The sequence below is a fragment of the Aureimonas phyllosphaerae genome, assembly GCF_047943035.1.
Lineage (GTDB): Bacteria > Pseudomonadota > Alphaproteobacteria > Rhizobiales > Rhizobiaceae > Aureimonas > Aureimonas phyllosphaerae.
Window position 1 is genome coordinate 2186967 of the sequence record NZ_CP181348.1, and the last position, 26113, is coordinate 2213079.

Here is a 26113-nt window from a genome sequence, read left to right on the forward strand (position 1 = left end):
GAGTTCATGGCCGGCGGAATCCTTCCCGATCGCGATATCGCGCAACTGTCCGCGGACGGGCGCATCGCATCCGAGCGTCCCTTCGACGCCGATCAGATCCAGCCCGCCAGCCTCGACCTCCGGCTCGGCGCGAAGGCCTATCGCGTTCGCGCGAGCTTCCTGCCGGGCCGTGGCAATCTGGTGGAGGCCAAGCTCAGCCGTCTGTCGATGCACGAGATCGACCTGTCGGGCGGTGCGGTCCTCGAGACGGGCTGCGTCTACATCGTGCCTCTGCAGGAAGCGCTCGATCTTCCGCCCGAGATCCGCGCCGCGACCAATCCAAAGAGTTCCACCGGCCGCCTCGATATCTTCACCCGCGTCCTGTCGGACGGGGCGCAGGAGTTCGACAAGATCCCGGCCGGCTACCGGGGTCCACTCTTCCTCGAGATCAGCCCCCGCACGTTCCCGATCGTGGTGCGCCCGGGCTCGCGGCTCACCCAGATCCGCTTCCGCACCGGCGACGCGCAGCTTCTCGAAGCGGAGCTTTCCGCCCTCCACGAGACCGAGCGACTGACCAGTGCGGCGGATGCCAACATCTCCGGCGGCGGTATCGCGCTGTCGATCGATCTGGCCGGCGACCAGACGGGCCTCGTCGGCTACCGCGGCAAGCGGCACACCGGCGTCGTCGATGTCGACCGCCGCGCCGCGCTCTCGATGCTCGACTACTGGGAGCCGATCCGGCGTGGGGCGGTGGGCGAGCTCGTTCTCGATCCCGACGAATTCTACATTCTCGTCTCGAAGGAGGCGGTGCACGTGCCGCCCGCCTTTGCCGCCGAGATGACGCCCTTCGACCCGCTGGTCGGCGAGTTCCGCGTCCATTACGCGGGCTTCTTCGATCCGGGCTTCGGCCATTCGGGGGCGGGCGGCTCGGGCTCGCGCGCCGTGCTCGAGGTGCGCAGTCACGACGTGCCCTTCATCCTGGAGGACGGCCAGATCGTCGGGCGGCTCGTCTACGAGCGTATGGCGAGCCCGCCGGACCGCCTCTACGGCGCCGATCTGAAGTCCAACTACCAGGCGCAGGGCCTCAAGCTCTCCAAGCATTTCATCTGAGGGACGCTTGACGCCTCGCAACCTTGCGGGCAGTGTCCCACCTCGAGCGCGGGCGTAGTTCAGCGGTAGAACGCCAGCTTCCCAAGCTGGATGTCGTGGGTTCGATCCCCATCGCCCGCTCCAAATTGAAGTCGCTTCTCCGATGCTTTCCGAGGATATGCCGGGCACGCGTCTTGTTGTCGCGTCACGCCTTCCGCTGCGGTCCCTGGACGATCCCGACTCAGTTGCCGGAGTCTGATCGATGATCTGCAGGTGACGTGGGGGAAGGCCGATCCTGCATCCCATACAATTGTAGAGAACGGTCGGCGCGGCAGCGGGATGACCTGCAAACATCTATTCGTTAACGAGCCTATAACATCGTATTGACTTTCTGGTGAGCGCTACGTCATCGTGCCCTAAGCGTTTGGGGAGAAGAGGCGCATGGCTGCGGTCACGTTCAACTACAGGCTCGACGACTTCATCGGCACGGGGCGGGGACCTGCTCTCCTCGGCCCCTTTACCATCGCCAATGTTCCCCAGGTCGCCGACAGCGATGCTGTCGTCACCCTGCGTTACTACGGCGACTTCTCGCCAGGCGAGCAAACGTACGAGTCCTTCAACGTCCAGATTGAAGGGTTCACTAGCCAGTCCTTTGGGGCGATCCCGCCGAACGACGAATACAATGGGGTGAACGTCGTCAGCTTCACGATCCCGCAGTCGGTTCTGGCCGGCATCGTGGCGGACGGCGCTATCGACATCCGCTATGGGATCGGCCGCGATGTGGATGACTTCAAGTCCATCCGCGAGGAGTATATCGATCTCACGATCGACTATCAGGGCACCTACGTGGTGCGTCCGCCAAGCACCTCGATCGATGGAACGTCCGGACCTGACCCCCTGACCGGCACCGATTTCGGTGATACGATCAATGGATACGCCGGGAACGACACGATCACCGGGTATTCTGGCAACGACCTGATCAACGGTAACCAGGGGGCGGACGTCATCTTCGCCAACCAGGGCAACGATACGATCTTCGCGGGCCAAGACGATGACGTCGCCTATGGCGGTCGCGACAACGACGCCGTGTTCGGAAATCTCGGCAACGATGCTTTGTTCGGTGACAAGGGCAACGACACGGTCGGCGGCGGCCAGGGCAACGACTACGTCCGCGGCGGCCAAGGCGACGATCTCGTGTTCGGCGGAGCCGGCAACGATCAGATCTGGGGCGATCTCGGCAACGACACCCTGTCCGGCGGAACGGAAGCGGACGTCTTCTTCTTCGCGGCGGGATCGGGCAACGACGTGATCGTCGACTTCAACCGGGCACAGGGGGACAGCCTCAACTTTCAGGGCCAGACCTACACCGTCTCCGACGTCAATGGATCGGCGGTCATCGCGCTGTCTGGTGGCGGCACGGTGATCTTGACCGGTGTGTCGTCGGCCAGTCTGGACGCCGGCGCTTTCGCCTGACGCGTATCGACCGCTAGACTTGTAGAAGCCCGCCCGGTCTGCCGGAGCGGGCTTTCCCGTGCCTCGGATGCAGGGCGAATGGGAGACCCGCTCGGTCGTGATGCGTCGTTTCGACCGAGCGGGTCGCCGCGGCATCGTCTGCGAGGGCAGGGCGCGGTGCCTGAGAATGTTGCGCTGCGATTTCCCATGTCAACTGCGCTGCAGCATCACATCTGCTCACCGCCGGATTTTGGGATGGTTTTCGCCGGACCAGTCGCATGCCCGTGATCCTGAAGCGTCCGACCGCCAGCTTGGTTGGCCGACATGCCCTTCCCATACCTGCGGCGCAACGGGATGGTCGTGACCAGGGCTCGGTTCAACCGGTCCGGTTCGCGGTTCGGCCAGTGGGAACCATTCGTTGAAGCATGGCCTCCGGGTTTTCTACGTGTCTCTTACGGCAACCGGTCGCTTCGGCGCCGCCTTGGGTCGGCGAGCGGGACACGCCGAAATGCCAAGCTCGCGTCCGCTCCGGCAGCCTTCCCCATTCTTTAAGGAGATGTCGTCAAACTGTTGGATGGCAAAGGAGACGGGGCGGCAGTCCTGGAACTCCCGCTGCGTTCCATCCTCTAGATCGAGGCGCCTTCGTGAGCATCCGGGCTCTTTTCATCGCGTTCAGTCTGGCCACCGCGAGCCTTCTGGCGGCGTTCTTCGCGTCGTTCTATTTATATCAGAAGGCGGGGAGCGACATTGTGCGCACCTATGACCGGCGATACGCGGCCTATCAGCTCGCCGACGGATTTCGGCAGACCTCGTCCGAACTGACGCGCATGGTGCGCACGTTCGTGGCCACCGGCGACCGCATGTACAAGGAGCAGTACTTCAAGGCCCTCGAGATTCGCGACGGCAAGGCGCCGACGCCGATCGACTACTACACGCGGCCCTACTGGGAACTCGTCACCACGCGCGGCGCGCAGCCGCGCCCCGATAGCGATACGATGTCCTTGCGGGACCGGATGGTCCAGGCCGGCATCCAGGGCGACGAATTTCAGCTCCTCGACACGGCCATTGAGCGCTCGAATGCACTCGTCAAGCTCGAGACCGATGCGATGGACACGCTGGCGCGCCCCGGCCTGACGGCCAGCCAGCGCCAGCAGGCAAACGGCAATCTCGTGTCGAAATCGTACCATGCGGCGGTGGCAAGTGCGATGGAGCCGGTGGACGCCTTCTTCGCCAAGCTGAACGAGCGGTCCAGCGCGGAAGTGGCGGCGGCGACGGCGCGCCAGACGACGCAGTTCTGGCTGATGCTTGCAAGCTCCTTCGCACTCCTCGTCGATCTCGGTCTCTTCGGTTGGCTGATGATGACCCGCGTCGTGCGCGGGGTCGGCGGACTCGAAACGGCCATGGGACGGGTCGCGGCCGGCGATCTCGATACGGCGATCGGTGGGCTCGACCGGCGAGACGAGGTCGGCGCGATGGCGAGAGCGCTCGAGGTCTTCCGCAGCGCCGCGACCGAAAAGCTGCGCCTGACGGCCGAGGCCGATGCCGCCCGGCGTTCGCAGGCTGCGAGCGCCGAGCGCCAGCATGCCCTCGACAACGCGAAGGCGGACGATCTTCGCGCCTTCGTGCATGCGGTGGAGGCGGGCTTTGCGCGCCTGTCGGCGGGCGACCTGACGGTGCGCATGGGCGAGGCCGTGGCGCCAGAGTTCGAGCCGATCCGCGCCCAGTTCAACCAGTCGGTGGCCAAGCTCGAGGCCACCATCGGTCAGGTGGTCTCGGCGGTCGGCGCGATGCGCTCGGGCCTGTCGGAGATCACGGTCGCGGCGGGCGACCTCTCCCAGCGCACCGAGCAGCAGGCGGCCAATCTGGAGCAGACGGTCGCGGCGCTTGGTCAGGTGACGCGCGGCGTCGGCGAGACGGCGGCGCGCGCCGACGCCGCCCGCCAGTCGGCCTCCACCGCCTGCCGCGAGGCCGAGCGGGGCGGCGAGATCGTCGGCCGCGCGGTCTCGGCGATGGCTGAGATCGAACAGTCCTCGGCGCGCATCGGCAACATCATCGGCGTCATCGACGAGATCGCCTTCCAGACGAACCTTCTGGCGCTCAACGCGGGCGTCGAGGCCGCGCGCGCCGGGGAGGCCGGCCGGGGCTTTGCCGTCGTCGCACAGGAAGTGCGCGGTCTTGCCCAGCGCTCGGCGGAGGCGGCAAAGGAGATCAAGGCGCTGATCGAGGCGTCCGGCCATCAGGTGGGCTCGGGCGTCGAGCTCGTCTCGGCGTCGGGCCGCTCGCTGGAGGCGATCGTCGCGCAGGTCGGCGGCGTCGCGCAGTCGATCGCGGAGATGGCGGATGCGGCACGCGAGCAGGCGGTGGCGCTTCGCGAGGTGTCGGTCGCGGCCGACCAGATGGACAAGGTCACGCAGCAGAACGCGGCGATGGTGGAGGAGACGACGGCGGCGGCGCAGGCGCTGTCGGGCGAGACGGAGGGTCTGGCGGGCTTGGTGTCGGGGTTTGCGACGGGGGCGGGGCACCGTGTGGCTGCGATGCGCCCGGCGGCGTCGGCGGCCATGAAGCGCGCCGCGATCCAGCCGGCTCGACCGGCGGGGACCCGCGCACACGCTGGTCCCGCTTCGCACGCCGCACACGCGACGTCACGTCCGGTTGCGCAGATGCGCACCGCGGGTCATGGCGGCGCGGCTCCCAAGGCCGCGGCCGTGGAGGAGGGGTGGGAGGAGTTCTAAGGGTTCCCGCCGGAGCGACGATCCGACTGTTCTGAGACCGCCGCACTTCCAGAAGGGACGCGGCGATTTGGTGTCGGCGCTTCAGTGATCTTCGCTGTCGAAGCCAAGACCCGCGTCGACCGCCGGCTGGTGGGTGAAGCCCTCAAGGCCGCCCCGCGGCTGGAGATCGCGCTCGATCTCGAGCGGCGACACCGCATAGGCCGTCAGGAGTTCGGCCAGCGAGCGAAGGGCGTGGATGTGGATGCGCTCCCATCCGTGGGAGGCATCGACGCCGAAGGTAACGAGCGCGGTGCGGACGTCGTGGCCTGCGACCACCGCCGAGGCGGAGTCGGAGCGGTAGTAGCGGAACACGTCCTTCTGGAACCGGATGTCCTCGTCGCGGCAGAGCCGCACGAGCTTGCGGGTGAGGTGATAGTCGAACGGGCCCGTCTGGTCGGCCATCGCGATGGTGACGCCGAACTCGGCCGAGTTCTGGCCGGGCGCCGACGTCCCGTTGTCCACCGCCACCATCGAGGCGACCTCGGGCGTCAGGATCGAGGCGGCCCCGACGCCGACTTCCTCGGCGATGGTGAAGAGCCAGTGCGTATCGACGGGCGTCGCGGATTTCTCTCGCTCCAGTGCCTCGATCGAGGCAAGCATCACGGCGACGCCCGCCTTGTCGTCGAGGTGACGCGAAACGATGAAGCCGTTGTCGAGGAATTCCGGTTGCGGATCGATCGCCACCGTATCGCCGACGTCGATGCCGAGCTTCAGCGTATCGTCGCGGCCACGCGTGTGGTCGTCGATGCGCAACTCGACATGCGGCCAGCCGACCGGTGCCGTGTCCACCTCCTCGTTGAACGTATGGCCCGAGGCCTTGAGCGGCAGGATCGTGCCGCGAAACGTCTTGTCCTCCGCCATGATCGTGGCGCGCGCGCCCTCGGCGAAGCGGGCCGACCAGTGGCCGATCGGCACGAGTTCCAGCCGGCCGTTGTCCTTGACCCGCTTCACCTGCGCGCCGAGCGTGTCGACATGGGAGACGATCGCGCGCGCTGCCGCCCTCCGGCTGCCCTGGCGCACGGCCCGGATCGCGCCGCGCCGCGTCAGTTCGACCTCCAGCCCCAGCCGCTGCAGCTCCTCGCTGACGTGGCGCACGACCGAATCGGTGTAGCCGGTCGGGCTCGGGATGTGCAGCAGCTCATGGAGCTGGGCGAGGAGGTACTCGGTGTCGATCGTGTGCCGGGCCATGGGTCGTCAGCCGGAAATGCGCCGCTTGGCGCGAAGGGTGCGCACCGACGCCGGGATGGAAAGCGGAAACAGGAGATCGACGAAGCGCTCGGCCGTCGGCTGCGGCTCGTGATTGGCAAGGCCGGGCCGCTCGTTCGCCTCGATGAAGACGTAGGCCTCCTCGCGGGCGTCCTTCACCATGAAGTCGATGCCGCAGACCGGAATGTCGATCGCACGGGCCGCCGCGATCGCCGCTTCGACGAGGCGGGGATGGACGATGTCGGTGACGTCATGGATCGTGCCGCCCGTGTGGAGATTGGCCGTCCGCCGGACGGTGACGGTCTCGCCTTCCGGGATCACGTCGTCCCAACCGTAGCCAGCACCCGCCAAGGTGCGCTCGGTCTCGGCATCCATCGGCACCTTGGACTCGCCGCCGGTCGCCGCGGCCCGGCGTCGCGACAGCCGCTCGATCAGCTCGCGCGCCGTCGAGCGCCCGTCGCCGACGACGCAGGGCGGGCGACGGATCGCGGCGGCGACCAGCCGAAAGTCGATTACCACGAGGCGCAGGTCCTCGCCGGTGAAGCAGGCCTCGATCAGGACCCGCTCGCACTCGCGCTTCGCCACGTCGATCGCGGCGCGCACCGCCTCGATCGTCTCTAGCCCCACCGCGATCCCGCGCCCCTGCTCGCCGCGCGCCGGCTTGACGACGACCGAGCCGTGGCGCGTGAGAAAGTCGGCGATCGTCGCCTCGTCCTCCCCGGCCACGATCTGCTCGGGGACCGCGACGCCGGCGTCCTCGACAAGGCGACGGGTCACGCTCTTGTCGTCGCAAATCGACAGCGCCACGGCGGAGGTCAGCTCCGACAGACTCTCGCGGCAGCGCAGCGTGCGGCCGCCATAGGTCAGCCGGAAGAAGCCGCCCTTGGCATCGAGGATCTCCACATGGATGCCACGTCGGCGCGCCTCGTCGATGATGATGCGGGCATAGGGGTTGAGGTCCTCCTCGACCGCCGCGGAGCCCGTGAACAGGCGCTCGTTGATCGAGTTGCGCCGCTTCACCGCGAACATTGGCAAGCGCTCGAACCCGAGCCGCTCGTAGAGCGAGATCGCCAGCTCGTTGTCGTGCATGACCGAGAGGTCCATCGTGGCGCAGCCGGCGGCGCGGTGATGCTCGGCGAGCGCGCGCACGAGAGCCTCGCCGATGCCGGGCGGCGCCGCCTGTGGGTCGATCGCGAGGCACCAGAGCGAGGATCCCCGTTCCGGATCGCCGAACGCCTCGCCGTGATGGACGCCCGTCACGGTTCCGAGGATCGCACCCGTCGCCTCGTTCTCGGCCACGAGATAGGTCAGCACCGCATCCTGCCGGTGGCGCCAGAGGAAGTCCGGATCGATCGGCACCATGTTGCGCGAACGGTAGATGCGGTTGACGGCGCTCGTCTCCGCGGCTGCGGCGAGCGGGCGGACGGAGAAGCCGTGCGGCTCGCGCTCGGCCGGGGGCAGACGCGACAGGTCGAGGCGGTAGGTGTGCGAGGGATCGAGGAAGAGATCCTGCGGGGCCTGCGCCAGAAGAACATGCGGGTCGCAGACATAGAAGGCGATGTCGCGCCGGTCGGGCCCTTCCTCCTCGAGGTTGCGTGCGAGATCACCGGCTTCCGCGAAAGTCTGCGCGAAGACGATGCGGCCCCAGCCGCAGTCGACGACGGCGTTGGCGTCCGGAGCGCTCACAGGCCCTGCTCCTGCAGCCACAGCTCGAGAAGCGCCGCCTGCCAGAGTTCGGACCCCTGGAGCGGCGTGATATGGCCGGCGGGGTCGGCGAACAGCGTGTCGAGCCAAGCCGGCTCGAACAGGCCGCGCTCGCGGGCGCGCTGCGAGCCCATCGCGTCCCGGACCATGTCGAGGGTTGGTCCGGCGAGGTATTTCAGCTGCGGAACCGGGAAGTAGCCCTTCCGCCGGTCGATCACCTCGTGCGGGATGATGAGCCGAGCGACGTCCTTGAGAATGCCCTTGCCGCCGCCCTTCAGCTTCTCGGCGGACGGCACGCGCGCGGCCAGTTCCGCCAGTTCATGGTCGAGGAAGGGCACGCGCGCCTCGAGGCCCCAGGCCATGGTCATGTTGTCGACGCGCTTGACCGGGTCGTCCACCAGCATGACCTGGCTGTCGATGCGCAGCGCCTTGGCGACGGGGTCGCCCGCGCCGGGCAGCGCGAAGTGGTCGCGCACGAACGCGCCGCTCGCATCATAGCCCGCATGCCACTGCGGCCGGAGCTGGCCCGACAATGTCTCGTGGCTGCGATCGAAGAAGGCTTGTCGGTAGGTCGCGACCGGATCGGCAGCGTCCGCCATCGGCGGATACCAGTGGTAGCCCGCGAAGATCTCGTCGGCGCCCTGACCCGACTGCACCACCTTGATGTGCTTCGAGACCTCGCGCGACAGGAGGTAGAAACCGATATTGTCGTAGGAGACCATCGGTTCCGACATGGCGCGGATCGCGCCCGGCAGTTCGGTCAGGAGTTCATGGCCGGGCACGAAGATCTGGTGGTGCCGCGTGCAGTAGTGCCTGGCGATGAGATCGGAATACTCGAACTCGTTGCCGACCTCGCCGTTGGCGTCCTCGAAACCGATCGAGAAGGTGGCGAGGCCGGTCTGTCCGGCTTCCGCCAGAAGACCGACGATGAGCGAGGAATCGACGCCACCGGACAGGAGGACGCCCACCGGCACGTCCGACACCATGCGTCGCTCGACGGCGCGGCGCAGGGCATCGAGTACCATGTCGCGCCATTCCTCGGACGATCGTCCTTCGTCGCCCGCGGCCGGTCCGAAGGGCGGTGCCCAGAAGGTCTCGTCGTCGAAGCGCCCGTCCGGTTCGATCATTCGCGTCGTCGCCGGCGGCAGCTTCCTGACACCTTTGAGGATCGTGAGCGGGGCCGGCACCACGGCGTGAAAGGTCATGTAGTGGTGGAGCGCGACCGGATCGATCGCGGTGTCGACCTCGCCCGTCGCGACCAGGGCCGGCAGCGAGGAGGCGAGGAGCAGGCGTTCGGGCGTCTGCGAGAGATACATCGGCTTGATGCCGAACCGGTCGCGCGCCAGCATGACACGGCCGCTCTCGCGCTCATGGATGGCGAAGGCGAACATGCCGTGGAAGCGCTTCACGCAGTCCCGTCCCCAGGCATGGTACGCCTTGAGAATGACCTCCGTGTCGCCGTGCGAGAAGAAGCGGTAGCCGAGCCCCTGCAATTCCTCGCGCAGTTCGGGATAGTTGTAGATGCAGCCGTTGAAGGCGAGGGTGAGCCCGAGATCCGGGTCCTCCATCGGCTGCGCGGCCTTCTCCGACAGATCGATGATCTTGAGGCGCCGATGGCCGAAGCCGACGCGGCCGCGCAGCACCATTCCCGAGCCATCGGGGCCGCGCGGCGAAAGGCACGCGCCCATGGCCGCGATGCGCTCTGGAGAGGCGAAACCGCCGTCGAAGCGGATTTCACCGCAGATGCCGCACATGGGCTCTATCCTCGCTGGATCGGATGGTTCGTCCGTCTGGAGATAGGCCACGCTGCGATGCGGCAACCCCGGAACGCCCCTTGGCGGTTCGTGGCCGGGCGACTAAGACCAGCCGTAAATGGGATTTGGGGTGCGCGACAGGTGAGCCGGGACGACGAAAACGCGCTGCGGCAGCGGCTGGTGCCGATGGACGTCTACCGCACCTATCTTGGTGGCGACCCCTTCGTGTCCGGCTGGCTCACCGTCGATCAAAGCATGATCGACCGCTTCGCCGACGCCACCAACGACCACCAGTTCATTCACGTCGATCCCGCGCGCGCCAAGGCCGAAACGCCTTTCGGCGGCACCATCGCCCACGGCTTCCTATCGCTCTCGCTTCTGTCGACGCTCGCCTACGATGCCATGCCCGGCGTCGACCGCACGCGCATGGGCGTCAACTACGGCTTCGACGAGGTGCGCTTCCTGACACCGGTCAAGAGCGGCGCGCGCGTGCGCGGCAGCTTCCAACTCGTGGCAGTGAAGGAGCGGGCTGTCAGCCTGCAATCCACCTGGAACGCCAGCATCGAGATCGAGGGTGCGCCCAAACCTGCGCTCGTTGCCCGCTGGATCACGCTGGCGGTGCTCGAGCCGCCGGCCGACGACGAAGGGACATAAAGCATGAGCGAAGCGCCCGCCTGGCCCCGTGCCGTCCTGTTCGATCTCGACGGGACGCTGGTCGATTCCCTGCCGGACATCCACGCCGCCCTCAACGAGACGCTCGAGAGCCTCGGCGAGCCGCCGTTCACGATCGAGGCCGTCGGGCGCATGGTGGGGCAGGGCGTCCAGATCCTGATCGGCCGCGCCTACGAAGCGCTCGACAAGGAGATCGATCCGGCGACGCGCGACAAGATCGCCGAGCGCTACCTCGCGATCTACGCCGCGCGCTCGACGGAGCTGACAACGCTGAACGCCGGGGCGACGGACTGCGTGCGGATTCTTGCCGAGCGCTGCATTCCGCTCGGCGTCGTGACCAACAAGCCGGGCGCCGAGACCGCCGACATCCTCGCCCATTTCGGCCTTGCCGACCGCATGGCGGTGGTGGTCGGCGGCGATGCCGGCCCGCGCAAGAAGCCGGCGCCCGACCTCGTCGTCTTCGCCTGCCGCCAGCTCGGGATCGAGCCGGGCGAGGCGCTCTTCGTCGGTGATTCCGAGAACGACGTCGAAGCCGCGCAGGCCGCGGGGATGGCGGTGGTCGCGATGCGCGGTGGCTATACCGCCATCGACGTCGAGACGATGGGCGCCGACCTCGTGCTGGATCGTCTCGACGACATCCCCAACCGCCTCCCAGAGATCGCCGCGCGCCGCGCCTGATTTCTGCCGCAATTTCGTCGGCCCGTGGTCGCCATCGCGCAATCCGAGGTTATCTATCCTCGTCCCGGACAGTGTGTTTGCGAGAGGGCGGGACGGCGGCATGGCGAAGGAACGAGCGGACGAACCGGGACTGAAGCGCTCGGTCGGGTTGTTTCAGGTGACCCTGCTCGGGCTCGGCTCGATGCTTGGGGCCGGCGTCTACGGTCTCATCGGCGAGGCGGCCAGCGAACTCGGCAGCGCGGTCTGGGGCGCCTTCATGGTCTCGATGGCGGCCGCGCTCCTGACCGGCCTGTCCTATGCCTCGATCGCCTCGCGCTACCCGCGCGCCGGCGGCGCTGCCTATGTCACGCAGCGCGCCTACCGCTATCCGCTCCTGTCCTACACGGTGGGGCTCGCGGTCGTCTGCTCGGGGCTGACGTCGATCGCCACGCAGAGCAACGTCGTGGCGCGGAACTTTGCGAGCGTCACCGGCATCGACGCGCCGCAGAGTGTTCTGGCCATCGGCTTCCTCGTCATCCTCGCCGGCATCCTGTTTCGTGGGATCACCGAATCGCTCTGGCTCAATGCCGTCTGCACGATCGTCGAGGCGTTCGGCCTGATCCTCGTCATCGCGGTCGGCATTTCGTGGTGGGGCAGCGCCGATCTTCTGGAGTTTCCGCCGCCCGGCGAAGGCGCTGTCGAGGGCTCGGTGATGCTTCTCGTGGCGCAAGGCGCGGTGCTGACCTTCTTCTCCTTCATCGGCTTCGAGGATATGCTGAACGTCTCCGAGGAGGTGAAGAACCCGGAACGCACCATGCCGATCGCGATGATCTCGGCGATGCTCATGGCAACGGTCATCTACATCTGCATCGCGATCACGGCGGTCTCGGTCGTCCCGTGGCGGGAACTTGCCGAAGCCGCGGGCCCCCTGACGCTCGTGGTCGAGCGTGCCGCGCCGTGGTTCCCGACCGGCATCTATGCCGGCATCACGATCTTCGCCGTCGCCAACACGGCGCTCGTCAACTACGTGATGGCCTCGCGTCTGCTCTACGGCATGTCGCGACAGGGACTGATGCCGGCAGCGCTCGGCCGCGTCCACACTACCCGCCGCACCCCTTACGTCGCAATCGCGGCGCTGCTGGCGATCGTCGTCCTGCTCTCGCTCGTCGGCGACATCGGCGCGCTGGCTGCCTCGACCGTCCTCCTGCTCCTCATCGTCTTTACGGTCGTCAACGTCGCGCTCCTCATCCTGCAGCGTCGTCCGGGAGAGGCGAAGGGCCAGTTCGAGGTGCCCTCGATCGTGCCGCTCCTGGGGGCGATCATCTGCTCGGTGCTGATCGTGGTGCGCATCGGGCAGGGCGAATGGACGGCCCCGATCATCGCGATCGGGCTGATCGTGGCGATCGTCGTGCTGTACTACCTGACGGGCGTCGGCCGCTCGGGCGGCATCGACCGGTTCATCGAGAGCGAGGCGGGAAGCTGAGGGCGCATCGCGCCGTCAAAACACGATCTTGCGCGGCACGTAGCCCCCGCGCTGGACAATCGAGGCGATGGCAAGCTGTTCGCGGATCGGCTTGGACAGGATCGGCAGGACGCGGCGCTCGAACGTGTCGCGTTCCACCGCAGTCAAAGCGCCCAGTCCCTCGGCGGCCACGTGCTCGGCCACCCGCTTTTCCTCGGAACCGGCTTTGAGAAGTTTGGCGTCGATCACCTCTCCGATCAGGGCACTCAATTCGGGGTCTACGGTACTGCTCATTCTCGACGTCCTGCACGTGTCGAGGCTCGAAGTAGGCGGACAGTGAGGCCGTGTCGAGACGCGCCGCGCGATGGATCGCAGTCCTGTGAAACAGTGCCGCAACAGGGAGCCGAACCGCGCTTCGCGTGTTGACGCCAGTATCGTGAATGCCACCAAGGAGTTCCCCGTGAGCCAGACCACCATGTCCGATGGCGCCCTCTCCATCCTCGTCTTCGCCGCCTACCATTCGCTCGTCAGTGGCGAGGCCGTGACCCGCGTCGTGCTCGACGACGGCAAGGGCCACAAGGCGGATGCCGAGGGCGTGCGGGAGATGGAACAGGCGGGTCTGCTCGAGCCCGAAGGCGAGCGCGGCGTCCTGACGGAGGCCGGCCGCGACCGTCTCGCCAAGCTCCTCGAGACGCTGCGCCACTCCGCCTGAGGGCGAAGCGGCGTGTTCTGCCGGCATGCTTCGTCGGGGCTTCAGCCCTCGGCGAAGTCCCGCCGGCTGATGCCGTGACGCTGCAGCTTGTCGTAGAACGTCTTGCGGGGGATGCCGAGCGCCTCCACCGTGCTCTTCACGTCTCCGCCATGGTCGGCCAGCGTCTGGCGGATGGTGTCGGCCTCGAACCGATCGACGCGCTCTGGCAGCGTCAGCGGCGTGTCTGGGCTCTCGTCCCCGTCCATCTCCGGATCGAGTCCGAGCGCTACCCGTTCGGCGAAGTGCGTGAGTTCGCGCACGTTCCCTGGCCAGGGATGCGACGCCAGCCGTTGCAGGAGCCGGGGCGACACGTCGGGCGCCTCGCGGCGGAAGCGCTCCGCCGCCCGCCGCAGGAAGTGCGAGAAGAGAAGCGGAATGTCGGAACCGCGCTCGCGCAGGGGCGGGATGCGGACCGTCACGACGTTGAGTCGGTAGAAGAGGTCCTCGCGGAAGTAGGCCCGCGCCTCGGCTGAACCGAGATCGATCTTGGCCGCCGCGACGACGCGAAGGTCCAGCGCCCGGCGCTCGTTGGTGCCGAGCGGCTCCACCTCGCGCGTCTCCAGGACGCGCAGAAGCTTCACCTGCAGGGCGGCCGGCATCGATTCGATTTCATCGAGGAACAGCGTGCCGCCGCTCGAATATTCGATGCGGCCGACCCGGCGCTTCGCGGCCCCCGTGAAGGCGCCGGCCTCGTGGCCGAAGAGCTCGCTTTCGATCACGGTCTCGGGCAGCGCGCCGCAGTTGAGCGCCACGAAGGGCTTGGCCGCACGGCGGCTCCAGCGGTGAAGCGCGCTGGCGACGACCTCCTTGCCCGACCCCGTCTCGCCTTCCACCAGCACGTCGACGTCCGCATCCGCGATCTGCCGGAGCGTCCGGCGCAAGCGCTCCATCGCGGGGCTCTCGCCGATGAGCGACAGGTCGTCGCCGCCTTTCTCGGCCAGCGCCCGCAGCCGCCGGTTCTCGAGCACCAGCCGCCGCTTCTCGGCCGCCCGCGCGACGCTCTGCACCAGGCGGTCGGTGGCATAGGGTTTGGCGATGAAGTCGTAGGCGCCCTCCCGCAGGGCGTCGACGGCCATCGCGATGTCGCCATGGCCGGTCACGAGGATCACCGGGAGGTCCTGGTCCATCGCCTGCACGGCCCGGAAGAGGTCGAGCCCGTCCATGCCCGGCATGCGGATGTCGGTGACGAGGACGCCCGGAAACTCCGGCGACAGCAACTTCAGCGCCGAGCGGGCGTCGGCGAAGGGGAGGGGCGTCCACCCGGCAAGCGCCAGCGCCTGCGCCCCGGCGTCGCGAAGGTCCGGGTCGTCGTCGACGAAGGCGATGGTACGGCCGGGCTCGGTCATGGGCGGGCGCTCCTCAAGACGGCGGTGAAGGTGGCGCCCTCGCCGGGCCAGCTGGCGGCCTCCAGCGTCCCGCCCCATTCCGACAGGATGTCCTTGACGATCACGAGGCCGAGGCCGAGACCGCGCGGCTTCGATGTGGAAAAGGGCGTGAACAGCGTCGCAAGCCGCTCGGGCGGGATGCCGGGGCCGTTGTCGCGCACGGTCAGTTCCACGATGTCGTCTCGCGCATGCGCCTCGATGGCGATCCGCCCGTCCTCCTGGCCCTCCATCGCGTCGAGGGCATTTTGGAGGAGATTGACGAGCACCTGCTCCAGACGCACGCGCTCGCCCACGACATCGTGGTCCCCGAGGTTCGCGCCGCATTCGATCGGCACGCCGGCGGCGTCCAGCCGGCCTTGCAGCACCATGATCGCGCCATCCACGGCTTCGGCGAGGTTGACGACGCCCGGTCCTGACGAGCCGCGCCGCGCGTGACCCTTGAGCGTGTCGGTGATCCGCCCGATTCGTTCGGTCAGGCCGACGACGTTGCGAAGGTTGCGCTGCGTCGTGTCGAGGTCGCCGCGCTCCAGAAAGCGCTCGGCATTTTCGGCATAGGTGCGGATCGCCGCGACGGGTTGATTGATCTCGTGGGCGACGCCGGCCGTGATCTGGCCGAGCGAGGCCAGGCGGTTGGCCTGGTCGAGGCTGCGTCGAAGGGTTTCGGCGCGCTCCTCGGCGGCCTGCCGCGTCCGGCTTTCCTCGACCAGCTGGCGGTTCGCCTCGCGCAGTTCCCCCGTGCGGGCCTCGACGCGGCGTTCGAGCTCTTCGGCTGCGAGGCGCAAGGCTTCCTGTCGGCGTCTCAGGTAGCGACGACGGCGCGCCACGAGGAACCCGGCGGTGGTGGCGATGGCGAGGCCAGCCAGAGACTGGAGGCGATAGGACAGGCGGGTCTGTGCCATCGCCTCGTCGGTAGGAACCCAGAGATGTAGCGTCCAGTCGAGGATCGGGTCGGGCAGGCGGTCCTCGGCCGAGACGAAGTGCCGGCGATCGGCGGTCGCCGTCGCTTGGATGGTCCCGCGACGCGCCTCGAGGCCGAGGGGCGTCAGCGGCGCTTCGCCGAACTGCAGGCTGTCGCGGATCCGCGCCGCGAGGTCCGGCGGCACCGGAGCGAGCGCCCGGTAGTGCCAGTCGACCTCGGTGGTCGCGAGGACGATGCCATTGCCGTCGGTCACGAAGACGACGTTGCCGCCGGCGGCCCAGTCGCGCTCGATCGCGTCGAACTCCACCTTCAGGACCACGACGCCGAGCGGCTGTCCGCCGACATCGACGCGGCGCGTGATGTAAAGACCCGACCGTCGGCTCTTGGTGCCGAGCGCGAACTGCGCCGCCGCCCCGGTGCGCATCGCCCGCGCGAAGTACGGGCGGAACGAGTAGTCGCTCCCGACGAAGCTGTCGGGCTCGGCGAAGTTGCTGGCGGCGATCGTCAGGCCGGTGGTGTCGAGGAGGTAGAGGACGGTCGCCCCTGTCGTGCGGCGCAGTTCCTCGAGGCGCCGGTTCACTCGATCGACGCCGGCGGGCGACGGGGCGGCCAGAATATCGCGAATGTCCGGATCCTCGGACAGGATCGCCGGAACGGATCGCTGTTTGTCGACCTCGCTGCGCAGCACCGCCATGGCGAGCGGCAGGGACGCGCCGGCTTGCGCGTTCAACCGCGCGAGCATCGCGCGGTCGGCCAGCGCGCCCGCTGCCAGCCACGCCATGACGACGAGCATCGCAAGGCCGGTCGCGACGGCAAGCGCGAACAGGCGACGTCGGGACAACGCGGAGAGGGGAACGTCCATGCTGTGCGGATTATCGCACACTGACGACCAAAGGCGAGCGGAAAACCGCACGTGAGTTTGGGCTGCGGGCTTTAATGACCGTTCGGACCAGCCTTGCGCTGGCGGAATGCCACCCCTGCAACCAACTGGCACGCTCTTTGCTGAGGAGTCACCGAGGCTCCTGTTCGCCGGTCACGGATCGACGGGGGAGGACACGAACACGACAAGGGAGGCAGACATGGCAGCCATGCCGATCGCGCACGTCGAACCTGGGCAGAAGAAGCCCATCTACGCCCAGCTCTATTTCCAGGTGGTGGTGGCGATCATCGCCGGCATCACGCTCGGGCATTTCTATCCGGAATTCGGCGCGAGCCTGAAGCCGCTTGGCGACGCCTTCATCAAGCTTGTGAAGATGATCATCGCCCCGGTGATCTTCCTGACCGTCGTCACCGGCATCGCCGGGATGACCGATCTCGCCAAGGTCGGCCGCGTCGTCGGCAAGGCGATGATCTACTTCCTGACCTTCTCGACGCTCGCCCTCGTCATCGGCATGGTCGTCGCCAACGTCACCCATCCCGGCCACGGCCTGAACATCGATCCGGCCTCGCTCGATGCGGGCGCCGTCGCGACCTACACGCAGAAGGCGCACGATTCGTCGATCGTCGGCTTCCTGATGAACATCATCCCGTCGACGCTGGTCGGTGCCTTCGCCGACGGCGACATTCTCCAGGTCCTGTTCATCGCGGTCCTGTTCGGTATCGCGCTCGCCATGATCGGCGAGGCCGGCCGCCCGGTCACCGACTTCTTCAACGCGCTGACCGCGCCGATCTTCAAGCTCGTGGCGATCCTGATGAAGGCCGCCCCGATCGGTGCCTTCGGCGCCATGGCCTTCACCATCGGCAAGTACGGCATCGGTTCTGTCGCCAACCTCGCCTATCTCATCGGCGTCTTCTACTTCACCTCGTTCCTCTTCGTGGTCGTGGTCCTCGGCGCGGTTGCCCGCTACAACGGCTTCTCGATCTTCGCCCTCCTTCGCTACATCAAGGAAGAACTCCTCCTCGTCCTCGGCACTTCGTCCTCCGAGGCGGCCCTGCCGTCGCTGATGAAGAAGATGGAGAACGCGGGCGCCAAAAAGTCGGTCGTCGGCCTCGTGATCCCGACCGGCTACTCGTTCAACCTCGACGGCACCAACATCTACATGACGCTGGCGGCGCTGTTCATCGCCCAGGCGACCAACATCGACCTGTCCTGGGGCGACCAGATCCTGCTCCTGCTCGTCGCCATGCTGTCGTCGAAGGGCGCGGCCGGCATCACCGGCGCCGGGTTCATCACGCTGGCCGCCACGCTCTCGGTGGTGCCCTCCGTGCCAGTCGCCGGCATGGCGCTGATCCTCGGCGTCGACCGCTTCATGTCGGAGTGCCGCGCGATCACCAATTTCATCGGCAACGCCGTTGCGACGCTGGTCGTCGCTCGCTGGGAAGGTGAGCTCGACGAGGAGCGCCTGCGCGCGGTCCTTGCCGGCGAAAAGGTCGCCGCGCTCGAGGACGACCGCGTGCCGCTGAACGCTGTGCCGGCCGAGTAACTCCGAAGCCCTCCGAATGCGAGAAGGCCCGCCCCGAGGTTTCGGGGCGGGCCTTCTCGTTTGCAACTGTCCGTCGCGCCGGTTCAGACGGCGTAGAACAGGCCTGCGATCTTGTGGCGTTCGGCATCGGAAACGGTCTGCCCGCCGGCCTCGATCGCAAGGCCCATCTCGGCCCCGCGGGCCCAGACGATCCGCGCCGTCCAGCGCCGGGTCTCGACCTCGTCGTAAAGCGTGAGGACTTCCGGCAGCACGCGGTCCACCGGGGCGAAGGCCCGGATGCGCGCACCGCGCGGCGAGCGTTCCACCACGGCACAGTCGCACAGAAAGCCGTCGCGAGCGCCCAGCAGCTTGCCCGGCCGCAGCCGCGTCGTCCGTCTTTGTCCCTGTCGCCGCTCGTTCCGCATGACCGCCTCGTCCGCTTTTACGCTTCCCTAACCCTAGCGGAAGGTCGGCGCGCGGGGAGTCGCGGTCTCATTTCTTCGTTAACGCGAGAGGCGCAAGCTGCAAGCTCCACACAAGGAGTCCTGCGATGTCCGAGGTCGCATCCACGCCGCCCGAGTTTTCATCCGTCCGCCTTCCTTTCACGGGTTCCGGCTTTCGGAATCCCGACCGCGACTGGTCGGTCGTCGACTGGGCGATCGCCTTGTCGTCGGTGACGCTGGCGATCTCGTCGGCCGGGTTCTTCTCCTGGTCCTACGTCGTCTCGACGAAGTCGCCGGACTACTTCCAGCAGGCGGCAATCGCCCGCATGTCCCCCAAGCTCGACCAGATCGAGACCGGATCGGTCGGCGAGGCCGTCCAGACCGATGCCATGCCGGCGCCGACCATCGTGCGGGATCGGGAGCCGACGCCGTCTGACTACCAGATCGTGATGATCTTCCAGGACGAGGCGCTGCTCGCGACGCGCGAGGAACTGATGCGCGTCAAGGTGGGCTCTGTGGTGCCGGGTCTCGGCACGGTTCAGGCGATCGAAGGCGGCTCGCTCGGCGGCACGGTCACGGCCGACAAGGCGACGCTGCGCAGCGTCAGCGCGCCCGACCCCTGAGGGCCGGGAGCCCGGGCGGACTCAGGCCGACTTGTTCTCGAGAAGAATGCGGCCTTCCTTCTGGATCTTGCCCGTCAGCTTGCCGGCAATCGAGGCGAGGAAGCCCGGTAGGTCGAGCTCGACGTGGATGTGGTCGTCCAGGATATCGAGGCGGCCGACAACGGACTGACCCATCATCCGGGCGCGGAAGTCGAGCCGGTCGCCGGTCCATTGGTCCTCGAACTTCAGCATGCCGCCGGTCGCCTCGGAGCGGATGCGCCCGAACCCCTCGGTGACGCGCTGGCGGGCGGCCTCGCGCGTCAGTTTGTGGGGAATGTCGACCTTCACGGTCTCGGCCATGCGTTTTGTCCTCGTCACGAGTTGGGCGTCTGCCGGCATATGGCGAGGAGGACGGCAGCAAGCAACCGCCGGATACGAAAAGGGCGCCCGGTGGGGCGCCCTTCCTTCGTTCATGGATCAGGCCGTGGCCGAGCGCGGCGCACCGCCGCCGCCGCCGCGACGCGGACGCCGGCGCTGCTGGCCGTTCGGCCGGGCGGCGCGATCCTCACCGTTGCGGTTCGCACCACCCGCCGGCGCACCGCCGGGCTGGCCGCGGCGCTCGCCCGGCTTGGCGCCGCGCGGCTGATGACGCGGCGCGCCTTCGGCGCGCGGCTTGTTGCCGCCGGGGCGACCGCCGCGGGGCTGGCGCGGACCACGACTCTCGCGCGGCTCGTCGGCAAAGGCCGACGCGTCGGAGAACTCCGAGGTCTGCACGTCGAAGCGCATGCCGGTCAGCTTCTCGACCTGACGCAACTTGGCGCGCTCGGACGGATCGCACAGCGTCACCGCCATGCCGGACTTGCCGGCGCGGGCCGTGCGGCCGATGCGGTGGACGTAGCTTTCCGGCTCTTCCGGCAGGTCGAAGTTCACGACATGGGTGATGTCGTCGACATGGATGCCGCGCGCCACGATGTCGGTCGCCACCAGCACCTTCAGTTCGCCCGCATGGAACTGGCCGAGCGCCTTCTGGCGCGCGCCCTGGCTCTTGTTGCCGTGGATCGCGAGCGCGGCGATGCCGGCCTTGTCGAGATCCTCGGACAGGCGGTTCGCGCCGTGCTTGGTGCGGGTGAAGATGACGGTCTTGTCGAAGCCCGGCAGGTTCTTGATGAGCCAGTGCTTCTTGGCCTTCTGCGGAACCAGGAAGAAGCTCTGGTCGATCTTCTCGACCGTGACCACCTCGGGCGTCACCTCGACGCGGACGGGATCCTTCAGGATCTTTCCGGCGAGCGAGGCGATGTTCTGCGGCATGGTGGCCGAGAACAGGAGCGACTGACGCTTCTCCGGCACCAGCTTCACGATGCGGTTGATGTCGCGGATGAAGCCCATGTCGAGCATGCGGTCGGCCTCGTCGAGCACGAGGTGCTCGATCGCCGACAGCGTCATCGCCTTCTGGTCGATGAGGTCGAGGAGGCGCCCCGGCGTCGCCACGACGATGTCGACGCCCTTGCGGGCCGTCTCGATCTGCGGGCGGATCGATACGCCGCCGAACACGGTCATGTGGCGGATCGGCGTGCCGGCGGTGAAGCCCTTCACGTTCTCGGCGATCTGGAGCGCCAGCTCGCGCGTCGGCGCCAGCACGAGAACGCGCGGAGCGCCGGGCTTCGCCTTGGCGGGCTTGCCGAGGAGGGCGTCGAGGATCGGCAGCGAGAAGGCGGCCGTCTTGCCGGTGCCCGTCTGCGCGATGCCGAGGACGTCGCGACCCTTCAGGACCGCCGGGATGGCCTGCGCCTGGATCGGGGTCGGGGTGGTGATGTCCATGGCTGCGAGAGCGGACAGAAGCGCGTCGGCAAGGCCGAGCGCCTGGAAATTCGTCTGGGTCAAGGAATGCCTTTGACAGTGGACCGGAACGCCTGGCGTCCCGGAGATCGGTCGGACGCTCCTGCGCGGGAGCGGAACGACACGGACCGCGGCCGGACCCTTGAAAAGGCTCCAGCGGTTGGCGCTCGGCTCAGTGTCCCGATGCGGGATCAAGGCGGGCGCAGCGCAAGCGCGGCATGACGGCTCCTATATCCGCCCTCTTGTGCGCTGCGTCAAGGCGTCTCGCCGGCTGATGTCCTCGATGCCCGGCTATGCATGGTCGGGCACGGAAACAGCGAGGAACGCGGCCGGGCGGAGAAGGTTCACACCGGACCGATCCACCGCGGGGAGTCCCCTTTATGTTCATGCGCGTCGACCAGCTGCAGGCCAACCTGCCAGCGCCCAAGAGGGCCGATCCCAATGCGGCCGCCGCCCTGCAGGAGCTTCTCGGCGGCAAGTACGGCGAGATGTCCACGCTCGGAAACTACATGTTCCAGAGCTTCAACTTCCGCTCCAAGCCGAAGCTTCGGCCCTTCTACAGCCTCGTCGCCGCGATCACCGCCGAGGAGCTCGGCCACGTCGAGCTCGTGTCGAACGGCGTCGCCATGCTCGCCAACGGCCCGGACACCAAGGACGGCGATGCCGGCGACGGAGGCGACATCTCGGGCGCGCCCTTCGAGGACATGAAGGACATGCGCAACGCCGCAGCCTTCCTGTCGGCCGGCGGCGGGTCGATGCCGGTGAACTCCAACGGGGTGTCCTGGAACAACGACTTCATCACCACGACCGGCAACATCGTGGTGGACCTCCTTCATAATTTCCACCTCGAATGCGGCGCGCGCCTCCACAAGCTGCGCGTCTACGAGACCTTGAGCGATCCGACGGGGCGCGAGGTCTGCGGCTACCTTCTGGTGCGCGGCTCGGTGCACGCGCATGCCTATGCGCTGGCGCTGAAGAAGATCACGGGCGTCGAGCTCGACAAATTCCTGCCGACGCCGAACATCCCGCTCTCCAAGATCCCCGAGTGCCAGAAGTACCTCGACGAGGGCTCGCACCGGCGCCTCTACACGTTCAGCCCCAACGACTACAAGGAGATGGCCGGTATCTGGGGCAACGGCGAGGTCGCGCTGCCCGACGATCCTCCGGGTGAGCTCGAGGTCGTCGACGGAATGCCCGAGGGCGGCAAGATCCATCAGCTGACGGGCATCCCGTCCGCCTTCACGCCGGACTACGCGCCGGAAGAAATGTTCGAGATCGCGCAGAAGCTCTACAAGGCTTCGCGCTGACCAGCGAGGCGGGCCGACCTGCTTCGCAGATGGCCCGTCTCCCATCCCACCTGCCAGACAGAGACCGGAGACAGCGACCCATGGTCACCACCGTCGGAACCGAAACCACCTTCGAGAAGCTTGTTCAGAATCTCCTGATCCTTGAGCACGACGCGATCGCCGCCTACCAGTCGACGATCGAGCGCCTCGACGACCCGGCGGCGAAGGCGAAGATCGCCCAGTTCAAGGGAGACCACGAGGCCCATGTGGCCGAACTCACCCGCATGGCCGGGCAACTCGGCGTCGCCGCCCCGCAGGAGGGCGACCTGAAGGAGTACCTGACGACCGGCAAGGTCGCTCTGGCCTCGATCATCGGCGACCGGTCGATCCTGAAGGCGATGTCGACCAACGAGATCGAGACCAAGATGGCCTACGATCATGCCTCGAAGAACACAGCGGCCAGCCCGGAGGCGCAGGCCTACTTCGCCAAGGCCTATGCCGACGAGGATCGGCACAAGACCTGGATGGACGCCGCCGCGGCGGCCTGACGGGCCTTACTGGAAGTAGCTCATCACCTGTTCCTGGACGCGCTGGAGCAATCCGGCGCGTTCGACGTTGGTGGCGGCATAAAGCGGCTCCTCGCGCACCACCTGACCGTCGCGCGTGATGCGCATCTGCGCCACGCGGCGGCCTTCGGGCACCGGGGCCTCGATCGGGCCGACCGGCACGATCTCGGTCTGGTAGGGCGAGCCCGTGCCGCGGGGCTCGATGAAGCGGATCTCGCCCGCCGCCTTGACGGGAACGCTCTTTGCGATGCCGCCCGTCACCGGCACCTCGCCGGCCGTCTCGTCGCCCTTCAGGATCACCACATTCTCGAAACCGCGGAGGCCAAGCGTCATCATGGCGCGCGCCTCGGTGGCGCGCTCGTTGACGCTCTTCATGCCGGTCATCGCGAACACGATGCGGCGCCCCGCGTCGTCCTTGGCCGAAGCTACCAGCCCGTAGCCCGCTTCCGCCGTGTGGCCGGTCTTCAGACCGTCCGCGCCCAGGCTGAGGAGCGGGTTGCGCGAGCGCTGCGTGATGCCGTTGAAAGTGAACTCCTCCTCCGAGAACAGCGGATACTGGTCGGGGTAGGTGCGGATGATGTGGGTGGCGAGCGTCACGAGATCGCGCGCCGAGACGCGCTGGCCGGGATCGGGCAGGCCGTGCGGATTGACGAAGTGGGAATGCGTCAGGCCGAGTTCCTGCGCCTTCTTGTTCATCAGTTCGGCAAAGGCCGGCACCGAGCCGGCGATGCCCTCGGCCGCGACGATCGTCGCGTCGTTGCCGGACTGAATGGCGATGCCCTTGATGAGGTCGCCCACGCTGACCTCGGAATTCAGAGGCAGGAACATCGTCGACCCGCCCGACGCCGCGCCGCCGGTGCGCCAGGCGTTCTCGGATACGGGGAAGGTTTCGTCGAGCCGGATCGCGCCGCGCTTCAACTCGTCGAAGATGATGAGCAGCGTCATCAGCTTCGACAGCGAGGCCGGCGGAATCTCGTCGTCCGGGTTCTTCTCGAACAGCACCGTGTTGGTGTCGAAGTCGAGCAGCACCGCCGAGCGCGCGGCCGTCTCGAACGCATGGGCAGAAGTCGACAGGCTCAGCACAACCAGAAGGGCGGCCAGCGGGCGCTGAAGGGTTCGGACGTTGAGCGCCATCGTTGTCATGCCGTGAAATCCTCATGCCGTGGGCGCGCGCCGGAGGCCGTGCCACATCCTCACCCGGGAGGTTAATGAAATCACAGCAGAACTTGGTGAACGGCGGGTGAACGGCAACCGGGAAGGCCGCGAGCCCCGGTGAAAAGCCTGGGGCTGTGACAAGATCGCATGAGGAGTCGCGGGGGCCCGCGGACCGCCGCGAGCGCCGCCTCGCGCGTTCGGTCAGCCCTCGAGTTCGGCCTTCAGCATTTCCAGTTCCAGCCACTCGTCCTCGGCCTTGGCAAGCGCGGCGCGGTTCGCCTCGCTTTCCTTCGCGAGCCTGGAGAAGCGGTCCGGGTTCTTGGCGAAGAGGGCGGGGTCGGCCATCTCGGCCTCCGCCTTGGCGATCGCCGCTTCCAGCTTGGCGATTTCCTTCGGCAGGTTCTCCAGCGCGAACTTCTGCTTGAACGAGAGCTTGGTGCTCGGCTGTCCGGCGGGTCGTGAGGCGGGAGCCGCTGCGGCGGGCTTGCCGGCGGACTTCTCGGCTTTCCGGGCTTCCGTCTGCGCGCCGCGCTTCTGCGCCGCCATGTCGGTGTAGCCGCCGGCATATTCCAGCCAGCGACCGTTGCCCTCCGGCGAGATGACGCTCGTCACCGTGCGGTCGAGGAAGTCGCGGTCGTGGCTGACGAGGAGCACCGTGCCGGGATAGTTGGCGATGAGCTCCTGCAGAAGGTCCAGCGTCTCCATGTCGAGGTCGTTGGTCGGCTCGTCCAGCACCAGGACGTTGGCGGGCGTCGCCAAGGTCTTCGCCAACAAGAGCCGTGCCCGCTCACCGCCCGACAGGTTGCCGACCGGCGTGCGGATCTGCTCCGGCTGGAACAGGAAGTCCTTGAGATACCCGGCGACGTGCCGCGGCTCGCCGTTCACCATCACCTGATCGCCGCGCCCGTCGGTCAGCGCCTCGGATACGGGCAGATCGTCGCGAAGGCTCGCGCGCTTCTGGTCGAGGAAGGCGAGGTCGAGATTGGTGCCGAGGCGAACCGTGCCCGCGTCGGGCTCCGCCTCGCCGATCAGCATCTTCAGGAGCGTCGTCTTGCCGGCGCCGTTGGGGCCGACGAAGCCGACCCGGTCGCCGCGCTGGATGCGCGTCGAGAAGTTCTCGACGAGAACCCGCTCGTCGTAGGCTTTCGAGATCGCCTTCGCCTCGATGACGAGCTTGCCGCTCTCGCGCGTGTCGCCGACCTGCATCTCGACGACGCCGGTCGCGCGGCGGGCGTTCTTGCGATCGGCACGAAGCTGGTGGAGTCCGGCGAGGCGTCGCTCGTTGCGCGTACGCCGGGCGGTCACGCCATAGCGCAGCCAGTGCTCCTCGCGCACGATCTTGCGGTCGAGCTTCTGGAGATCGCGCTCTTCCTCCTCCAGCACCTTGTCGCGCCACGCCTCGAAGCTGCCGAAGCCCTCCTCGATGCGGCGCACGTGGCTGCGGTCGAGCCAGACGGTAGCCCGCGTCGTCTTCTCCAAGAAGCGGCGGTCGTGGCTGATGATGACGATGGCCGAGCGGATCGAGGCGATCTCGTCCTCGAGCCATTCGATCGTCGGCAGGTCGAGATGGTTGGTCGGCTCGTCGAGAAGCACGATGTCGGGCTCCGGCGCCAGCACCCGCGCGAGCGCCGCGCGGCGGGCTTCGCCGCCCGAAAGATCGCCCGGCCGCGCATCGGGGCGAAGGCCGAGGCCTTCGATCAGGCGCGTGACGCGGTAGGGATCGTCCGCCGGGCCGAGCCCCGCCGCGACATAGGCCTCGACGCTCAGTGCATCGCCGAAATCGGGCTCCTGCGCGAGATAGCGGATCGTCGCGCCCGGCTGGCGGAACACCTCGCCGCCGTCCGGCTCGACGGTGCCCGCCGCGATCTTGAGAAGGGTCGACTTGCCGGAGCCGTTGCGCCCGACCAGCGCGATCCGGTCGCCGGGCGAGACACCGAGCTCGACGTCGGCGAGAAGGGGCGTGCCGCCGAAGGTGAGGCGCACGCCGTCGAGGCGAAGAAGCGGGGGAGGGGCCATGGCCGG

General features: G+C 67.7%; 22 protein-coding genes and 1 tRNA gene. 12 read left to right on the forward strand and 11 right to left on the reverse strand.

Annotated features, from left to right (window positions below):
• The first annotated feature begins 6 nt into the window (after nt 1–6).
• From ACLNGM_RS10300 to ACLNGM_RS10315, 4 genes are all read left to right on the forward strand, one after another.
• On the forward strand, nt 7–1089 hold the full coding sequence (locus ACLNGM_RS10300) for a 2'-deoxycytidine 5'-triphosphate deaminase (protein ID WP_416358262.1): 1083 nt from the start codon (nt 7–9) through the stop codon (nt 1087–1089).
• A 48-nt stretch (nt 1090–1137) separates the two neighbouring features.
• Nucleotides 1138–1212: transfer RNA gene (locus ACLNGM_RS10305), tRNA-Gly, on the forward strand.
• A 297-nt stretch (nt 1213–1509) separates the two neighbouring features.
• Entirely contained in the window at nt 1510–2541 is a 1032-nt protein-coding gene (locus ACLNGM_RS10310) for a calcium-binding protein (protein ID WP_416358263.1), read from the forward strand.
• Between the two features lie 623 nt (nt 2542–3164).
• Complete coding sequence (locus tag ACLNGM_RS10315) at nt 3165–5252, forward strand: methyl-accepting chemotaxis protein (protein WP_416358264.1); 2088 nt, start codon at nt 3165–3167, stop codon at nt 5250–5252.
• An 81-nt stretch (nt 5253–5333) separates the two neighbouring features.
• Here ACLNGM_RS10315 and ACLNGM_RS10320 read toward each other — a convergent pair whose 3' ends face one another.
• From ACLNGM_RS10320 to ACLNGM_RS10330, 3 genes are read right to left on the reverse strand one after another with little or no spacing between them, the layout of a single operon-like run.
• Nucleotides 5334–6479 carry an osmoprotectant NAGGN system M42 family peptidase gene (locus ACLNGM_RS10320; protein ID WP_416358265.1) on the reverse strand — a complete coding sequence of 382 codons (1146 nt, stop codon included), beginning with the start codon at nt 6477–6479 and terminating at the stop codon, nt 5334–5336.
• Between the two features lie 6 nt (nt 6480–6485).
• Nucleotides 6486–8183, reverse strand: a complete 1698-nt coding sequence (gene ngg, locus ACLNGM_RS10325) for an N-acetylglutaminylglutamine synthetase (RefSeq protein WP_416358266.1) — start codon at nt 8181–8183, stop codon at nt 6486–6488.
• Entirely contained in the window at nt 8180–9955 is a 1776-nt protein-coding gene (locus tag ACLNGM_RS10330) for an N-acetylglutaminylglutamine amidotransferase (protein WP_416358267.1), read from the reverse strand. Before ACLNGM_RS10330 ends, ngg begins: the two co-directional genes overlap by 4 nt.
• A gap of 186 nt (nt 9956–10141) precedes the next feature.
• Here ACLNGM_RS10330 and ACLNGM_RS10335 point away from each other — a divergent pair, with 186 nt between their 5' ends.
• The 3 genes from ACLNGM_RS10335 (at nt 10142) to ACLNGM_RS10345 (ending at nt 12767) form a co-directional block, all read left to right on the forward strand.
• Nucleotides 10142–10609 carry a MaoC family dehydratase gene (locus tag ACLNGM_RS10335; RefSeq protein ID WP_090961218.1) on the forward strand — a complete coding sequence of 156 codons (468 nt, stop codon included), beginning with the start codon at nt 10142–10144 and terminating at the stop codon, nt 10607–10609.
• 3 nt (nt 10610–10612) lie between these two features.
• The gene (gph, locus tag ACLNGM_RS10340; protein ID WP_416358268.1) at nt 10613–11305 is read left to right on the forward strand and encodes a phosphoglycolate phosphatase; all 693 of its coding nucleotides are present in this window, start codon (nt 10613–10615) and stop codon (nt 11303–11305) included.
• 100 nt (nt 11306–11405) lie between these two features.
• Nucleotides 11406–12767 (forward strand): APC family permease, encoded by a 1362-nt coding sequence (locus ACLNGM_RS10345; protein WP_416358269.1) that lies wholly within the window; start codon nt 11406–11408, stop codon nt 12765–12767.
• A gap of 15 nt (nt 12768–12782) precedes the next feature.
• On the opposite strand, the gene ACLNGM_RS10350 is transcribed toward ACLNGM_RS10345, so the two are convergent.
• A complete protein-coding gene (locus ACLNGM_RS10350) occupies nt 12783–13040 on the reverse strand; it encodes a hypothetical protein (RefSeq protein ID WP_139224581.1) in 258 nt (85 codons plus the stop codon).
• 166 nt (nt 13041–13206) lie between these two features.
• On the opposite strand from ACLNGM_RS10350, the gene ACLNGM_RS10355 reads away from it, so the two are divergent.
• A complete protein-coding gene (locus ACLNGM_RS10355) occupies nt 13207–13458 on the forward strand; it encodes a hypothetical protein (RefSeq protein ID WP_416358270.1) in 252 nt (83 codons plus the stop codon).
• Between the two features lie 41 nt (nt 13459–13499).
• Here the strand turns inward: ACLNGM_RS10355 and ACLNGM_RS10360 are convergent, their stop codons facing one another.
• Both ACLNGM_RS10360 and ACLNGM_RS10365 read right to left on the reverse strand, forming a co-directional pair.
• A complete protein-coding gene (locus ACLNGM_RS10360; protein WP_416358271.1) occupies nt 13500–14843 on the reverse strand; it encodes a sigma-54-dependent transcriptional regulator in 1344 nt (447 codons plus the stop codon).
• Nucleotides 14840–16663 carry a sensor histidine kinase gene (locus tag ACLNGM_RS10365; RefSeq protein WP_416358272.1) on the reverse strand — a complete coding sequence of 608 codons (1824 nt, stop codon included), beginning with the start codon at nt 16661–16663 and terminating at the stop codon, nt 14840–14842. The genes ACLNGM_RS10360 and ACLNGM_RS10365 overlap by 4 nt, the downstream gene beginning before the upstream one ends.
• Nucleotides 16664–16880: 217 nt before the next feature.
• On the opposite strand from ACLNGM_RS10365, the gene ACLNGM_RS10370 reads away from it, so the two are divergent.
• Nucleotides 16881–18224: a dicarboxylate/amino acid:cation symporter gene (locus ACLNGM_RS10370; protein ID WP_416358273.1), complete on the forward strand. Its 1344-nt coding sequence runs from the start codon at nt 16881–16883 to the stop codon at nt 18222–18224.
• Between the two features lie 83 nt (nt 18225–18307).
• Here ACLNGM_RS10370 and ACLNGM_RS10375 read toward each other — a convergent pair whose 3' ends face one another.
• The gene (locus ACLNGM_RS10375; protein WP_416358274.1) at nt 18308–18628 is read right to left on the reverse strand and encodes a hypothetical protein; all 321 of its coding nucleotides are present in this window, start codon (nt 18626–18628) and stop codon (nt 18308–18310) included.
• Nucleotides 18629–18753: 125 nt separating this feature from the next.
• On the opposite strand from ACLNGM_RS10375, the gene ACLNGM_RS10380 reads away from it, so the two are divergent.
• Nucleotides 18754–19269 (forward strand): hypothetical protein, encoded by a 516-nt coding sequence (locus ACLNGM_RS10380; RefSeq protein ID WP_416358275.1) that lies wholly within the window; start codon nt 18754–18756, stop codon nt 19267–19269.
• 21 nt (nt 19270–19290) lie between these two features.
• On the opposite strand, the gene ACLNGM_RS10385 is transcribed toward ACLNGM_RS10380, so the two are convergent.
• Nucleotides 19291–19608: a polyhydroxyalkanoic acid system family protein gene (locus ACLNGM_RS10385; RefSeq protein WP_416358276.1), complete on the reverse strand. Its 318-nt coding sequence runs from the start codon at nt 19606–19608 to the stop codon at nt 19291–19293.
• Nucleotides 19609–19725: 117 nt separating this feature from the next.
• On the reverse strand, nt 19726–21129 hold the full coding sequence (locus tag ACLNGM_RS10390) for a DEAD/DEAH box helicase (protein WP_416358277.1): 1404 nt from the start codon (nt 21127–21129) through the stop codon (nt 19726–19728).
• A gap of 335 nt (nt 21130–21464) precedes the next feature.
• On the opposite strand from ACLNGM_RS10390, the gene ACLNGM_RS10395 reads away from it, so the two are divergent.
• Nucleotides 21465–22391: a manganese catalase family protein gene (locus ACLNGM_RS10395; protein ID WP_090961188.1), complete on the forward strand. Its 927-nt coding sequence runs from the start codon at nt 21465–21467 to the stop codon at nt 22389–22391.
• Between the two features lie 80 nt (nt 22392–22471).
• Complete coding sequence (locus ACLNGM_RS10400) at nt 22472–22918, forward strand: DUF2383 domain-containing protein (RefSeq protein WP_090961185.1); 447 nt, start codon at nt 22472–22474, stop codon at nt 22916–22918.
• A 6-nt stretch (nt 22919–22924) separates the two neighbouring features.
• Here the strand turns inward: ACLNGM_RS10400 and ACLNGM_RS10405 are convergent, their stop codons facing one another.
• Both ACLNGM_RS10405 and ACLNGM_RS10410 read right to left on the reverse strand, forming a co-directional pair.
• Complete coding sequence (locus ACLNGM_RS10405) at nt 22925–24079, reverse strand: D-alanyl-D-alanine carboxypeptidase family protein (protein ID WP_416358278.1); 1155 nt, start codon at nt 24077–24079, stop codon at nt 22925–22927.
• A gap of 213 nt (nt 24080–24292) precedes the next feature.
• Nucleotides 24293–26107 carry an ABC-F family ATP-binding cassette domain-containing protein gene (locus ACLNGM_RS10410; RefSeq protein ID WP_416358279.1) on the reverse strand — a complete coding sequence of 605 codons (1815 nt, stop codon included), beginning with the start codon at nt 26105–26107 and terminating at the stop codon, nt 24293–24295.
• Nucleotides 26108–26113 lie beyond the last annotated feature (6 nt).

Excerpts from the sequence above, each read along its gene's own strand:
- ACLNGM_RS10320 (WP_416358265.1), bottom strand. The coding sequence starts at position 6,479 with ATGGCCCGGCACACGATCGACACCGAGTACCTCCTCGCCCAGCTCCAT.
- ACLNGM_RS10310 (WP_416358263.1), top strand. The coding sequence starts at position 1,510 with ATGGCTGCGGTCACGTTCAACTACAGGCTCGACGACTTCATCGGCACG.
- ACLNGM_RS10370 (WP_416358273.1), top strand. The coding sequence starts at position 16,881 with ATGGCAGCCATGCCGATCGCGCACGTCGAACCTGGGCAGAAGAAGCCC.
- ACLNGM_RS10365 (WP_416358272.1), bottom strand. The coding sequence starts at position 16,663 with ATGGACGTTCCCCTCTCCGCGTTGTCCCGACGTCGCCTGTTCGCGCTT.
- ACLNGM_RS10375 (WP_416358274.1), bottom strand. The coding sequence starts at position 18,628 with ATGCGGAACGAGCGGCGACAGGGACAAAGACGGACGACGCGGCTGCGG.
- ACLNGM_RS10410 (WP_416358279.1), bottom strand. The coding sequence starts at position 26,107 with ATGGCCCCTCCCCCGCTTCTTCGCCTCGACGGCGTGCGCCTCACCTTC.
- ACLNGM_RS10300 (WP_416358262.1), top strand. The coding sequence starts at position 7 with ATGGCCGGCGGAATCCTTCCCGATCGCGATATCGCGCAACTGTCCGCG.
- ACLNGM_RS10405 (WP_416358278.1), bottom strand. The coding sequence starts at position 24,079 with ATGACAACGATGGCGCTCAACGTCCGAACCCTTCAGCGCCCGCTGGCC.
- ACLNGM_RS10395 (WP_090961188.1), top strand. The coding sequence starts at position 21,465 with ATGTTCATGCGCGTCGACCAGCTGCAGGCCAACCTGCCAGCGCCCAAG.
- ACLNGM_RS10330 (WP_416358267.1), bottom strand. The coding sequence starts at position 9,955 with ATGTGCGGCATCTGCGGTGAAATCCGCTTCGACGGCGGTTTCGCCTCT.
- ACLNGM_RS10345 (WP_416358269.1), top strand. The coding sequence starts at position 11,406 with ATGGCGAAGGAACGAGCGGACGAACCGGGACTGAAGCGCTCGGTCGGG.
- ACLNGM_RS10360 (WP_416358271.1), bottom strand. The coding sequence starts at position 14,843 with ATGACCGAGCCCGGCCGTACCATCGCCTTCGTCGACGACGACCCGGAC.
- gph (WP_416358268.1), top strand. The coding sequence starts at position 10,613 with ATGAGCGAAGCGCCCGCCTGGCCCCGTGCCGTCCTGTTCGATCTCGAC.
- ACLNGM_RS10400 (WP_090961185.1), top strand. The coding sequence starts at position 22,472 with ATGGTCACCACCGTCGGAACCGAAACCACCTTCGAGAAGCTTGTTCAG.
- ACLNGM_RS10385 (WP_416358276.1), bottom strand. The coding sequence starts at position 19,608 with ATGGCCGAGACCGTGAAGGTCGACATTCCCCACAAACTGACGCGCGAG.
- ACLNGM_RS10335 (WP_090961218.1), top strand. The coding sequence starts at position 10,142 with ATGGACGTCTACCGCACCTATCTTGGTGGCGACCCCTTCGTGTCCGGC.
- ACLNGM_RS10380 (WP_416358275.1), top strand. The coding sequence starts at position 18,754 with ATGTCCGAGGTCGCATCCACGCCGCCCGAGTTTTCATCCGTCCGCCTT.
- ACLNGM_RS10350 (WP_139224581.1), bottom strand. The coding sequence starts at position 13,040 with ATGAGCAGTACCGTAGACCCCGAATTGAGTGCCCTGATCGGAGAGGTG.